This window comes from Methylobacterium sp. WL12, from assembly GCF_008039475.1.
GTDB lineage: Bacteria > Pseudomonadota > Alphaproteobacteria > Rhizobiales > Beijerinckiaceae > Methylobacterium > Methylobacterium cerastii.
The window spans coordinates 218,915-231,777 of the sequence record NZ_VRUW01000001.1; the positions used below are offsets into that span (position 1 = coordinate 218,915).

Annotated in this window: 10 protein-coding genes and 1 riboswitch; of the genes, 5 read left to right on the top strand and 5 right to left on the bottom strand. The window is 70.3% G+C overall.

Features of this window, described 5'->3' with window-relative positions:
* The first annotated feature begins 317 nt into the window (after positions 1 to 317).
* Both FV226_RS01080 and FV226_RS01085 read left to right on the top strand, forming a co-directional pair.
* Positions 318 to 1,157: an aldo/keto reductase gene (locus FV226_RS01080; protein ID WP_147761444.1), complete on the top strand. Its 840-nt coding sequence runs from the start codon at positions 318 to 320 to the stop codon at positions 1,155 to 1,157.
* A gap of 95 nt (positions 1,158 to 1,252) precedes the next feature.
* The gene (locus tag FV226_RS01085) at positions 1,253 to 2,587 is read left to right on the top strand and encodes a porin (RefSeq protein ID WP_210246488.1); all 1,335 of its coding nucleotides are present in this window, start codon (positions 1,253 to 1,255) and stop codon (positions 2,585 to 2,587) included.
* A gap of 139 nt (positions 2,588 to 2,726) precedes the next feature.
* Here FV226_RS01085 and FV226_RS01090 read toward each other — a convergent pair whose 3' ends face one another.
* On the bottom strand, positions 2,727 to 4,331 hold the full coding sequence (locus FV226_RS01090; protein ID WP_238270713.1) for a sensor domain-containing diguanylate cyclase: 1,605 nt from the start codon (positions 4,329 to 4,331) through the stop codon (positions 2,727 to 2,729).
* Positions 4,332 to 4,520: 189 nt separating this feature from the next.
* A complete protein-coding gene (locus tag FV226_RS01095) occupies positions 4,521 to 6,722 on the bottom strand; it encodes a transglycosylase domain-containing protein (protein WP_147751617.1) in 2,202 nt (733 codons plus the stop codon).
* 276 nt (positions 6,723 to 6,998) lie between these two features.
* Here FV226_RS01095 and FV226_RS01100 point away from each other — a divergent pair, with 276 nt between their 5' ends.
* Complete coding sequence (locus tag FV226_RS01100; protein ID WP_147761445.1) at positions 6,999 to 7,250, top strand: PilZ domain-containing protein; 252 nt, start codon at positions 6,999 to 7,001, stop codon at positions 7,248 to 7,250.
* Positions 7,251 to 7,287: 37 nt separating this feature from the next.
* Here the strand turns inward: FV226_RS01100 and FV226_RS01105 are convergent, their stop codons facing one another.
* The 3 genes from FV226_RS01105 to FV226_RS01115 form a co-directional block, all read right to left on the bottom strand.
* Complete coding sequence (locus FV226_RS01105; protein WP_147761446.1) at positions 7,288 to 8,373, bottom strand: acyltransferase family protein; 1,086 nt, start codon at positions 8,371 to 8,373, stop codon at positions 7,288 to 7,290.
* A 174-nt stretch (positions 8,374 to 8,547) separates the two neighbouring features.
* Positions 8,548 to 8,916 (bottom strand): HNH endonuclease, encoded by a 369-nt coding sequence (locus tag FV226_RS01110; protein ID WP_147761447.1) that lies wholly within the window; start codon positions 8,914 to 8,916, stop codon positions 8,548 to 8,550.
* 66 nt (positions 8,917 to 8,982) lie between these two features.
* Positions 8,983 to 9,819, bottom strand: a complete 837-nt coding sequence (locus FV226_RS01115; RefSeq protein WP_147761448.1) for an alpha/beta hydrolase — start codon at positions 9,817 to 9,819, stop codon at positions 8,983 to 8,985.
* 118 nt (positions 9,820 to 9,937) lie between these two features.
* Positions 9,938 to 10,046: riboswitch (TPP riboswitch) on the top strand.
* A gap of 74 nt (positions 10,047 to 10,120) precedes the next feature.
* On the opposite strand from FV226_RS01115, the gene thiC reads away from it, so the two are divergent.
* Together thiC and FV226_RS01125 are read left to right on the top strand one after the other, a co-directional pair.
* The gene (gene thiC / locus FV226_RS01120; RefSeq protein ID WP_147761449.1) at positions 10,121 to 12,010 is read left to right on the top strand and encodes a phosphomethylpyrimidine synthase ThiC; all 1,890 of its coding nucleotides are present in this window, start codon (positions 10,121 to 10,123) and stop codon (positions 12,008 to 12,010) included.
* A gap of 169 nt (positions 12,011 to 12,179) precedes the next feature.
* Positions 12,180 to 12,554, top strand: a complete 375-nt coding sequence (locus FV226_RS01125; protein ID WP_147761450.1) for a hypothetical protein — start codon at positions 12,180 to 12,182, stop codon at positions 12,552 to 12,554.
* The last annotated feature ends 309 nt before the right edge of the window (positions 12,555 to 12,863 follow it).

Below are 12,863 nucleotides of genomic sequence, written 5' to 3' on the forward strand. Positions count from 1 at the left end.
CAGTGGTCCGCCTGGGCGAGGAACGAGGCGTGAGGCGGACAGGCAGCGTGCACGAAACCGATCCTGAAGCGTTCTCGACCCGGTGCGGAACGAAGCGGGCTGGACGGCGCCCCGCCACAGGAACGGGGCATCGACCAAAGTCTAGGTCCGGACTTGGTGCCGGGCCATTGCTCAACGTCCCATGATGGCGCGATTAAGGCGCAGGCGCCATCCGTTCCGGCGATGGAGCGGCCGCGCCCACGAGACCGGACCTTCGGGGCGCACGGCGCGCCTCTTCCCGGGCGCACGGTGCGCCTTTTGGAGACAGGATCCACGTGATGCACGCCAGACCTTTCGGCGCGACGGGCCTCAACGTTTCGGTGGTCGGCCAGGGCACCTGGCGGATCGACGCCGCCGCCCGCGAGGCGGCCGTCGCCGCCCTGCGCGCGGGCATCGACGCCGGCATGACCCATATCGACACCGCGGAGATGTACGGCGACGGCGAGGCCATCGTCGGCGAGGCGATCCGGGGCGCGCGGGAAGAAATCTTCCTCGTCTCCAAGGTGGTGCCGGGCAACGCCACGCGCCGCGGGGTGGCGCGCGCCTGCGAGCAGTCGCTGCGGCGCCTCGGGACCGACCGCCTCGACGCCTACCTGCTGCACTGGCCGGGCCACCACCCGCTGGAGGAGACCATCGCCGGCTTCGAGGACCTGCGGCAGGCGGGCAAGATCCTGTCCTGGGGCCTGAGCAACTTCGACGTCGAGGACCTCGACCGGGCGCTGCGCATCGCCGGCCCCTACCGCATCGCCTGCAACCAGGTGCTGTACCATCTCGGCGAGCGTGCGATCGAGCACGCGGTGCTGCCGTGGTGCGCCAAGAACGGCGTCGCGCTGGTCGGCTACTCACCCTTCGGCAGCGGCGACTTCCCGAACCCCGCCAGCCCCGGCGGCCGCGTGCTGGCCGGCATCGCCGAGGCGCACGGCGCGACGCCCTACGCGGTGGCTTTGGCGTTCCTGACGCGGATGGAGAACACCTTCACCATCCCGAAGACCGGCCGCGCCTCCCGGGCGGTCGAGAATGCCGGCGCGGCCTCCCTCCACCTCAACGCGGCCGAGATCGCGATGATCGAGGCGCAGTTTCCCCGCGGCCCGCGTCCGCGGACGCTTCCCATGCTGTGAAACCCGCGCGACCGTTGCCCGCGTGTCGCGATATCGTCAGCGATTTCGCGCTATCCCTTGCCCCGGGTCCTGGTTCGGCGCCCGCGGAGGTTGCGATGGCGGACCGTTCGATCCTGCGGTTAGGCCCGCGCGCCGCCTTGCTCGGATCGACCTTGCTCGGATCGACCTTGCTCGGATCGACCTTGCTCGGATCGACCTTGCTCGGATCGACCTTGCTCGGATGCGCGGCGCCTGCCGGCGCCGCCGAAGGGTCGCCGCTTGCCGGCCCCTACGGCGAGACGCTGACCGTCGACGACAAGGGCATCACGCTGCGCTTTCCCGACGACGCGGCCAAGCTTCGGATCGGCGGCAAGCTGCAGCTCGATTTCGGGGCGGCCGGCATCCGCCAGACCGGGTTCCCCGAGCCATTCTCCGACAACGTGGGCGTCCGGCGCTCCTGGATCGAGAGCTACCTGACCCTCGGCAAGACCATCGAGCTCGCGTTCCAGTACGATTTCGCCGACCCGATGCGGCCGATCAACGATGCGGCGATCGCCTGGAAGGGCATCCCCGGCATGATCCTCACGGTCGGCAACATGAAGGAGCCCTTCAGCCTCGACCAGCTGACCAGCGACAACAACACCGTCTTCACCGAACGCTCGCTCGCCGACGCATTCGCGCCGGCCCGCAACTTCGGCTTCGCGATCGGCCGGTCCGGTCAGGACTGGACCGTGGTCACCAGCGTCTTCGGCGGCAACGCCAACACCGGCATCCGCAGCGAGGGCGTCGCCTCGACCACGCGCGCGACCTTCGCGCCGATCCACACCGACGACGCGGTGCTCCATCTCGGCATCGCCGGAAGCTTCCGCAGCCTGCCGCGGGACGAGTCGCCGCTCGCCCTGTCGAGCCGCTCGGAGGCGTTCCTGTTCGCGCGGCCCTTCGTGAACACCGGCGACATCCGCGACGCGGCGAGCGTCGGCCGGCTCGGCCTCGAGGCCGCCTACCGCACCGGACGCCTGCTGATCCAGGCCGAGTACATCCGCACCGAGGTGTCGCGCTTCGACGGCGCCCGGTCGGTCTCGTTCCAGGGCGGCTACGTCGAGGCCAGCTACGTGCTCAACGGCCAGGGCCGCGCCTACGCCGTGACGCCGAACTACGGTACGACCTACGCGATCTTCGAGGCGGTGAAGGTCGGCGAGGAGGCGCGGGTGAGCCGCGGCGGCATCGGCGTGTTCGAGCTCGCCGCCCGCGTGAGCGCGATCGACCTCGACGACGGCGCGATCCGCGGCGGCATCGAGCGCGACGTGAGCGTCGGGGTGAACTGGTACCCGGACCGCAACGTGCGGATCATGGCCGACTACGTCCGGTCGCGGGCCGCGCCCTCCGCCCTCCAGGGCGGCCGCGCGATCGACACCGACGTGTTCATCGGGCGGTTCCAGGTCGCCTGGTGAGGGGACGCCGCGGGGTCGGTGCAAGTGCCTCGATAAGTGCAATGGAATTGGTGAGTGGCTTTGAATTGGTAGGTGGAAGTGAATTGGTAGGTGGATGTGCGTTGCCGATCCGGCCCTCGCTCCGGTCGGCGGGCGCGCCTCAGGCGGTCAGGGCGACCGGCTCGGCCGGCGCAGCGTGGGCCGCCGCGCGGACGCGGTTGCGGCCGGCGCGCTTGGCCGCGTAGAGCGCGGCGTCGGCGTCGGCGAACAGGGCCGCCGCGTCGTCGCCCGGTCCCGGCACCCGGCAGGCGAGGCCGACGCTGATCGTGGCGACGCCGCCGACATCGGTGGCGTGCGCGATCTGAAGCCCGACCACCGCGCGGCGGATGCGGTCGGCGAGCGCGCGCACCGCGTCGTCGGGCAGGCCGGACAGGATCACCGCGAACTCCTCGCCGCCGATCCGGCAGGCGACCGCGTCGAGGCCGGCCAGGCGCTGCAGCACGCACGCGGCCAGGGCCTGGAGGACCGCGTCGCCGCGGTGATGGCCGAAATGGTCGTTGAACCGCTTGAAGTGGTCGGCGTCGAGCAGCAGCAGCGCGATCGGCTCCCGATGGCGCACGGCGCGCTGCCAGGCTTCGTCGAGGGCCGCGTCGTAGCGGCGGCGGTTGGGCAGGCCGGTGAGGCTGTCGGTGAGCGCGAGGCGCGACAGCTCGGCGTTGGCGGTGCGCGCGGAATCCTCCGCCACCGTGCGCTGGGTCATCTCCCGGTGGAGCACCAGCATCGAGCCCAGGGTGACGCAGATCAGGCCCAGGATCAGCGCCGCGATCCAAAGCGCCTTCGAAAGCCAGACGGCGCGGATGCTGTCGACGCCGGTCGAGACGTTGACGACGAGCGGCAGGCCTTCGAGGTTGGCGAAGGCGTAGAGGCGGTCCTTGCCGTCGAGCGTGGAGGTGCCGACGAACATCCCGCGCCGCTCCTCGCGGTGCCGCAGGAAGGCCGGCCCGTCCGCGACGTTGCGCCCGACGTAGCCTGCCCCGTAGGGATGCCGCAGCATCAGCGTCCCGTCCTGGTGGAAGACGTTGATGTGGGCGCCCGGATCGATCCGCAGCCGTGCGAACTGCGACTGGAAGTACGACAGGTGGATCGCCCCACTCACCATCCCCCCGAACGTGCCGTCCGCCTTCACGATCGGCCGGCTCAGGCCCATGATCGACCGGCCCGAGATGCGCGACGTCCGCGGGCCGGTGATCACCAGCCCGGCCTGCGGGTCGGCCTTCAGGCGCTGGAACTCGGGCAGGTCGGCGACCGAGTGGCGGCTCGTGGTCTCCGGGTCCGAGGTGATCTGGACCTGGCCGGAGGAGTCGACCAGGGCGATGACGCCGAGGCCCGCCGCCGAGGCGGCGTTGTCGAACAGCACCTCGCGCCGCAGGTCGGGCGGCAGCTCGATCAGGTTCGGCTGGGTGGCGCGGACGGCGGCGGCCTGGAGCGACAGGTCGTACATCACGACGTTGCGGGACACGGCCTCCTCGATCATGCCGAGCAGGTTCTGTGCGTTCGTCTCGGCGCGCCGCCACGCGCCGTCGCGCAGGTCGTAGATCAGGTAGGCGCCGAGGATCGCGAGGCAGGCGGTGACGCCGATGCCGAACCGGGCGATCAACAGGGAGGCACGGTCCTTCCGCAGGGGCGCCGTCGCGGCGGACGCCAGGTCGGCGAGCACCGACCTGGAAAGCTTCGCCTTGCTGGCAAACATCGATTTGGCAGACATCGACCGCGGACCCAAACTCGAAGCCTCACGACGATGATGCAAGCGAGAGAAGTATTTTAGCCTAACGCGCCCAATCTGTAGTAGAAAGACTGATCAACATGCTGAACGCTTCGTCAATCGCAAGTCCGGCGCACCCCTCTGACGTTGCAAGCGATGCCGGCGAGGCCTTTCCGAGGCCTACACCGACGATCAATCGCCGAGGCCGAACAGCTTCTCGATGAAGTTCCGGTCGTCCGCGTCGCGGGCCGCCGGACGCCGCGCGGCTGTGGCCCGGGGTGCCGGGGCGGGTGCGGGCGGCTCGCCGAAGATCTGCCCGAGGATGTTGCCCGGGTTCGGCGCGCTCGCCACCGAGGCCGTCGTCTCGGGCGCCTTGCGCCAGCGGTTGAGGCCGGGCAGCGGCACCGGCGTCTGACCCTTCAGGGCGACGCTCATGTAGGTCTTCCAGATCTCCACCGGCAGGTTGCCGCCGGACGCCTTCTTGGTCGGCTCGCCGTCGTCGTTGCCGAGCCAGATCCCGGTGACCAGGCTGCCGGAATAGCCGATGAACCAGGCATCGCGGAAATCCTGGCTGGTGCCGGTCTTGCCGGCCAGATCCCAGCCGGGGATGTCGCCCTTCTTGGCGGTGCCGATCACGAAGGTCTCGTGCATCATCGCGTTCATCATGCCGACGGCGTTCGGATCGATGACGCGACCGAGGCCGCCTTCGCCGCGCTTGTACAGGACCTTGCCGTCGACGCCCTTCACCCCGGCGACGACGTAGGGGATCACCCCCGTGCCGCCGTTGGCGAAGGCACCGTAGGCCCCGACCATCTCCAGCGGCGTCACCTCCGAGGTGCCGAGCGCGATCGAGCCGTTGGCCTGCAGCGGCGAGGTGATGCCGAGCCGCTGCGCCGTCTGCACCACCGCCTTGGCTCCGACCTCCTGGCCGAGGCGCACGGCGACCGTGTTGAGCGACAGGGCGAGCGCGGTGCGCAGGGTGACCGGTCCCTCGTACTGGTGCGAATAGTTCTCGGGCTGCCAGTTGCCGATCTTGATCGGCGCGTCCTCCTTGACCGTGTCCGGCGTCGCCCCGCGCTCGACCGCGGCGAGGTAGACGAACGGCTTGAACGAGGAGCCCGGCTGGCGCTTGGCCGTGGTGGCGCGGTTGAACTGGCTCTGCGCGTAGTCGCGCCCGCCGATCAGCGCGCGGATCGCGCCGTCCGGCCGCATCGAGACGAGCGCGCCCTGGCCGACGTTGTAGCGCCCGCCCTTGGCGTTGAGCTCGTCGACGAGCGCCTTCTCGGCGGTCGCCTGCAGGGTGGTGTCGATCGTGGTCTGGACGACGATGTCGCCCTCGATCGTGCCGACGAAGTCGTCGAGCACGTCCATCACCAGGTCGGCGACGTAGTTCGCCGAGCCGCCGCCGCGGCTGCTCGCCGGGCGCGCCGGCTGGGCGAGCGCGACCTTGGCGTCCTGGGCGGTGATGAAGCCGAGCTCCTGCATCGCCGCGACGACCTGGGCGGCGCGCGCCTGGGCTGCCGGCAGGTTGCGGTTCGGCGCCAGCCGCGAGGGGGCCTGGACGAGGCCGCCGAGCATCGCGGCTTCCGCGACGCTGACGTTCTTGGCCGGCTTGCCGAAGTAGCGCTGCGCCGCCGCCTCGACGCCGTAGGCGCCGGCTCCGAAATAGACCCGGTTCAGATAGAGCTCGAGCAGCTCGTCCTTGGTGTACTTGTGCTCCAGCCAGAGGGCGAGGATCGCCTCCTGGATCTTTCGCGAGGCCGAGCGCTCGGGGGTGAGGAACAGGTTCTTGGCGAGCTGCTGCGTCAGCGTCGAGCCGCCCTGGGCGACGCCGCGGCGCGTCAGGTTCTGGCCGATGGCGCGCAGGATGCCGACCGGGTCGACGCCGAAATGACTATAGAAGCGCCTGTCCTCGATCGCCACGAAGGCGCGCGGAAGGTAGGTCGGCAGCTCCTTGATGCCGACGACGCGGCCGCCGGTCTCGCCGCGGTTGGCGAGCAGCGAGCCGTCGGATGCCAGGATGGCGATGTTCGGCGGGCGCTTGGGCACCGCGAGCTGGTCGATCGGCGGCAGCTGCGAGGCGTGGTAGGCGATGAGGCCGGCGATGCCGACCACCGCCCATAGGCCGAGCACCCACCCGGCGTAGACGAGGCGCCCGAGCAGGGATCGCCTGCGGACCTTCTTGCCCCCGCTGCGGCGCGCGCCGCTTTTTGCTGCGGGCTTCGCCCGGCGGCTGCCCTTGTCCTCGCCGTCCCGAACTCTGCTCGCCACGCCGCCTCCCGGGCGATCGTCCCGCGACAGGCGCAGGTCCGCGCCGCCCCGACCTGCGCCGCGCCCTTCGGGCACGTCGAAGTTCGGTTCGCCCCGGCCGTCCCGTCCGCGTCCGTTCGCCATGCGTCCCGTCTGTCCTGAGGCCCCGTGGGCACGCGCGACGCGAAGGCTGCGCGCGGCGATCGTCGGAGGCCCGGTTCCGCACGGTAAATGCGGCGGGTTTAAGGGATGTTAACCGCCGATTTTCAGAAGTCGTTGAGGATCAGGCATTTGGGCTGGGCCGGCAGGATTCTCCCGGGATCCGCGGTGGCGCGCCGACGGTCTGCGCTCGGCCGCTTGGGGCATTTGCTAAGCCTCGGCGCGCATGATGCGCTCCGCCTCCAATCCTCGGGTGATGCCATGAGCGACAATCGACGCAACACCCCGCGCAAGGATGCCTTCCAGGTCGCGAGCCTGTTCGCCGAGAGTGGTGCGGACGCGCAGGAATGTCTCGTCTGGGACGTGTCGGCGACCGGCGCTCAGCTCGAGCTTGCGCCCGAGGTCGTCGTGCCGGACCGGTTCACGCTGCAGGTGACCGCCTACGAGCCGCCGCGGCGCTGCCGCGTCGTGCGGCGCGAGGGCCGCCGCCTGGGGGTGTGTTTCGAAGGCTGAGGCCTGAGGACGCTGCGATGGCCTCGGACGGGGCAGATCAGGCCGCCTGAAGCGCCGGCGCCTGCGAGTTCGCTGCGGTCGCGATGTGGAACGCCTTCGGACGGACGAACAGGACGCGAAGCGCGGTGCCGCGCACCGCACGCTCCAGCGCCAGCGGCACGATCACGGCGACCGCCATCACCGTCAGGCTGGCGAGCCCGACGTCGGCGATCAGCCCGGCCTTGACCAGCAGCGTCCGCGTCGCGGCCATCGGCAGGAAGAACGCCAGATAGATCACGATCGAGCGCCGTCCGCAGGCGCGCAAGGAAGTGGCGACCGGCCCGCCGGCCGCCGTCAGGAGCGCCGCGCCCGAGACGATGGCGAGGGCGCCGGCTCCGCCTACGATCAGGGCGACCACCGGCAGACTGGCCAGGGTCGGGTAGCCGGGAAGGCTCGACGGCGTGAAGGCGAGCCACGCCTCGATGCCCGCCCAGAGTAGCAGGAACGTGCAGGCGATGCGCGGGGCCGCCGCCGCCCGGTCGGCCAGGGCGAAGATGCGATCGGCGAAGACGTACCCGGCCAGGAAGTAGACGTAGCGGGCGCAGAACTCCTCCGCGAGGTAGGATGGGGTGGCGATGGGCACGACCTGCAGCAGCGCGGCGCCGGCCAGCAGCACCGCGGGCGGCACGCGACGCAGCATCTTGGTCGCGACCGAGAACACCGCGAGCAGGTAGATGAACCATAGGGTCGAGTACGGCTCGACCAGTGCGTTCAGGAGGTGGGTGGCGAAGGCGCCGGGGCCGGCCTCGCCGACGATCGCCGGGTATTTCGCCAGCGACTGGATCACGACCCAGAGCCCGTAGAAATACGCGAAGTGCACCACGCGCCGGTCGGCGAACAGGCGCCACGGGCGATCGATCACCCGTCCGAGGAACAGGCCCGACAGCAGGAAGAAGTCAGGGATGCGGAACGGCTTGGCGAAAGTCACCACCGTGTGGAGGAACCCCTCGCCCTCCATCGCCGCCCCGGTCCCCAGGGTGGAATGCATCATCACCACGAGGAGGATGCAGATGCCCTTGGCGACGTCGACCCAGGCGAGACGCAGCGCCTCCGCCGGCACAGCCGCGCCCGCCTCCCCAAACATCGCCGCCTCCCGAACGTTGCGCGGACGCAACCCTGAAGCGAGACCCGTAAAGGCCGCCTGAGCCGGCTGGCGCCATCGCGCAACATGGCGAACGAGGGGTAAACCGAGGGCGCCTGCGGGGCGGGACCAGATCCGGCGCTGGTCAGCTCTTGCTGTGGTCAGCTCTTTCTGTGGTCAGCTCTTGCGCTTGGCCGCGCGGCGGTCGCGCGTCATCCGCGTGGCGGCGTGGAAGTCATCGGGCTTGGTCCGCACCCAGGCGATGAAGCGGGCGATCTCCGGTTCGGCCCGCAGCGCGGCCACGTCGGCGAGCCGGCGTGCGAGTTCGGCTTCGCTGTGGCGGGCATGGATCGCCGAGTGGCAAACCTGATGCAGCCGGACCGTAATGCCGTGGGTGCCTCCCTTCAGCTTCGGCACGAGGTGGTGCAGGCTCGACCGGGCGCGCGGCGGGATCGGCCGCTCGCAGAGCGGGCAGATCACCGGTTCAGGGCTGCGGGCCCACGGGTCTGGTTCATCCTCGCGCCAGCGCCGTTCGCGTCGCCCCAAAGCCCCGTCTCCCTCCACATCCGCGCCCTCCAGAATATGGGATCGGCGCAAATTCGGGGCGCGGCGTCACGGCGTCGCTGCGGCGGGCGTCGGGCATGCTGCGCGAAGGGAATCGCCGAACATCGTCTCGGCCAGCCGGTCTCGGGTACCGAGCACCGAGACGTGGTCGCCCGCCACAGACTCGAAGCGCGCGCCCTCCCCCGCCGCCGTCGCAAGCCGGCGCCCGAGCTTCACCGGGACGACGCCGTCCTCGGTGCCGTGGACGATCAGCACCGGGCCGCCGGCCCGGGCGATGCGCGCGTCGGAGCGCCAGGTATCGCGGAGGAGGAAGGTCGGCGCGTAGGGGAAGGCGAGGCGGACGATGCCGGGCAGCGAATCGAAGGGCGCCTCCAGGTAGAGCCCGAGATGCGGCACCCGCTCGGCCACCGCGACCGCGACCGCCGCACCGAGGGAATGGCCGTGCAGCAGGATCGGGGCGCCGGGCGCGCGCCGTACGGCTTCGGCCACCGCCGCGAGCCCGTCGGCGATCAGCCCGTCCTCGCTCGGCGCGCCGGTCGAACCCGGATACCCGCGATAAGAGATCGCCAGCACGCCCCAGCCGGCGGTGGACCAAGGAGGGGCGGAGAACCGCGCCGCGGCAGGCTCGGGCCGCGAGCCGTTGCCGTGGAAGCTGACCACGACGCCGCATCCCGGCCGCGGCGCGCGCCACAGGGCGTGCAGGCGCTCGTCGTCGGCGGTGAGCAGGGACAGGGCTTGCGTGCCCGGCGGCACAGGCAGCCGCGCCCGCGGGCCGGCGATGAAGGCGCCGGGATAGATCAGGCTGCGCTGGAACAGGCCGAGCGCCCCGAGCATCAACGCGAACAGGCCGAGCGCGGCGGCCGCCAGGACGAGCAGGATTCGCATGGGGCTCCGTCGCGTTTCCCGCGGGACCCTACACCGATCCGAGACGACGTCGGCATCCGTCCGTTTCCGCCTGATCCGGCCGGCGCATTGACAAAGTCCGGCGGCCCGCGGAGATTCGAACCATTCCGAGGGGGGCCCCACGACCGGGGGCTGAGAGTGGACGCGACGTCCTGACCCTTGAACCTGATCCGGCTCGTACCGGCGGAGGGACGGGAACCTGCGGCGCCTCATCCGGCGCCCGCCGCTTCATCGCATCTCCGTCGCGGCGCGCCGCATCGCCCCAATGCCGGGAGATCCGACGATGAATGCGCCCGTCCTGTCCAAAGACGTCAAAGGTAGCCCCGAGACCGTGACCACGGGTCCGGTCACCGGTTCGCACAAGGTCTACGCGAGCGTGGCCGGCCGGGAGGACATCCGGGTGCCGTTCCGCGAGATCGTGCTCACCGACCCGAACGAGCCGGCGGTGCGGGTCTACGACCCGTCCGGCCCCTACACCGAGACCAACGCCCGCATCGATCTCGCCAAGGGCCTGCCGCCGGTGCGCGACGCCTGGATCGCCAAGCGCGGCTACGCCGCCGTGCAGCCGCGCGTCGTCAAGCCCGAGGACAACGGGTTCGTGCCCGCCGACAAGCTCGTGGCCCCCTGCCCCGCCGAGCGGACCATCCGCAAGGCGGAGCCCGGCCAGATGGTGACCCAGTACGAGTTCGCCCGCGCCGGGATCGTCACCGAGGAGATGATCTACGTCGCCCACCGCGAGAACCTCTGCCGCGAGCAGATGCTAGACCGAGCGCATGCCGCGCTCGCCGACGGCGAGAGCTTCGGCGCCTCGGTGCCGCCGTTCATCACCCCCGAATTCGTGCGCGACGAGGTCGCGCGCGGCCGGGCGATCATCCCGGCCAACATCAACCACACCGAGCTGGAGCCGATGGCGATCGGCCGGAACTTCCTGGTGAAGATCAACGCCAACATCGGCAACTCGGCCGTGACCTCCTCGGCGGCGGAAGAGGTCGAGAAGCTGGTCTGGTCGATCCGCTGGGGCGCCGACACGGTCATGGACCTCTCGACCGGCCGCAACATCCACAACATCCGCTCGTGGATCATCCGCAACTCGCCGGTCCCGATCGGCACGGTGCCGATCTACCAGGCGCTGGAGAAGGTCGGCGGCGACCCGCTCAAGCTCGACTGGGAGGTGTTCAAGGACACGCTCATCGAGCAGGCCGAGCAGGGCATCGACTACTTCACCATTCACGCGGGCGTGCGCCTCGCCCACGTGCCGCTCACCGCGCGGCGCGTCACCGGCATCGTCTCGCGCGGCGGCTCGATCATGGCGCGCTGGTGCCTGGCCGGGCACCGCGAATCGTTCCTCTACGAGCGCTTCGAGGAGATCTGCGACATCTGCCGCGCCTACGACGTCTCGTTCTCGCTAGGCGACGGCCTGCGGCCCGGCTCGATCGCCGACGCCAACGACGCGGCGCAGTTCGCCGAGCTCGAGACCCTGGGCGAGCTCACCAAGATCGCCTGGAACAAGGGCTGCCAGACCATGATCGAAGGGCCAGGGCATGTGCCGATGCACAAGGTCAAGGTCAACATGGAGAAGCAGCTCGCCGAGTGCGGCGAGGCGCCGTTCTACACCCTCGGTCCGCTGACCACCGACATCGCGCCGGGCTACGACCACATCACCTCCGGCATCGGCGCGGCGATGATCGGCTGGTTCGGCTGCGCGATGCTCTGCTACGTCACGCCGAAGGAGCACCTCGGCCTGCCGAACCGCGACGACGTGAAGACCGGGGTGATCACCTACAAGATCGCCGCGCATGCCGCGGACCTCGCCAAGGGCCACCCGGCGGCGCAGCTGCGCGACGACGCCTTGTCGAAGGCGCGCTTCGACTTCCGCTGGGAGGACCAGTTCAACCTGGGCCTCGACCCGGACACGGCCCGCGCCTACCACGACGAGACCCTGCCCAAGGACGCCCACAAGGTCGCGCATTTCTGCTCGATGTGCGGGCCAAAGTTCTGCTCGATGAAGATCACGCAGGACCTGCGCGCCGAGGTGCTGGCGATGGAGGCTGCGGGCGAGGTGCTGAACACCGCACCGATCCTGACGAGCGCCGAGCGCGAGGCCGGGATGGCGGAGAAGTCCCGCGAGTTCCTGGCCGAGGGCGGCAAGCTCTACGTCGACGCCGCCGAGTAGCAGTATGGGCGAACGGTCCGCTTCGACCGTTCGTTAAAAGTCTTCCGACATCGTTGCCGGTCCGTTCAACCTGGCGGACGGCAACGGTGCAGGGGACGCAAGTCTTAAGGTCTCCTTCACGCGGCGGACCTTTGCTGGACCTCATCAGCAATGTGATGAGGAGCGTGCCATGCGCGTATCCGGCCCGAGTCCGATAGCCTCCACTCCGCCGCCCTCCCCCGCCCCGGCGGTGGCGGCGAACGATCCGCGGGCGGCACCCAGCCCTCCGCTCGATCCCGCAGTCCGCCTCGACATCCGCGTCGACGGCCGGTCTCCCGCAGCTGTCCAGAATCCGAAGCCGGTCGAGACACCGCCGGCCGGGAAGACCGAGCGTCGGGTGACCGTCGACGCCGACACGAAAAGCATCGTCTACCAAGTCATCGATTCGAGCTACGGGAACGTCGTCGTCCAGTTGCCTGATCCGGCGGTCCTCAAGAGCCGTGCCTACGCGGAAGCCGCGGCGGCCAAAGCCCAGGCCGAGCGGCCCGTCGACCGCACCGCCTGAGGCGCGAACCGGACACGACGAACGCACTGATCGGAAACGAGAAAGGCCGGGCTCCAGGAGCCCGGCCTTTCTCGTTTCCACCTGCCGATTGCGTCGCCCAACCCGTCGGCGCAAGCCCAGATCCGAGGAGCCAAATTCGCCTTGCGGCCACGAAAATGGCCCCCGGAGCCGAAAGCCACAGGGGTCGTGTCCCAGGCGGTGGTGTAGCTGAGGGGTGGTCATCGGCGGTTGCCGGGTAGGGTCGGGTTGCGACGACCAACCCCGAACCCGAGAGACCCCCGATGACCGACGAGATCATGGCCCTGCGCG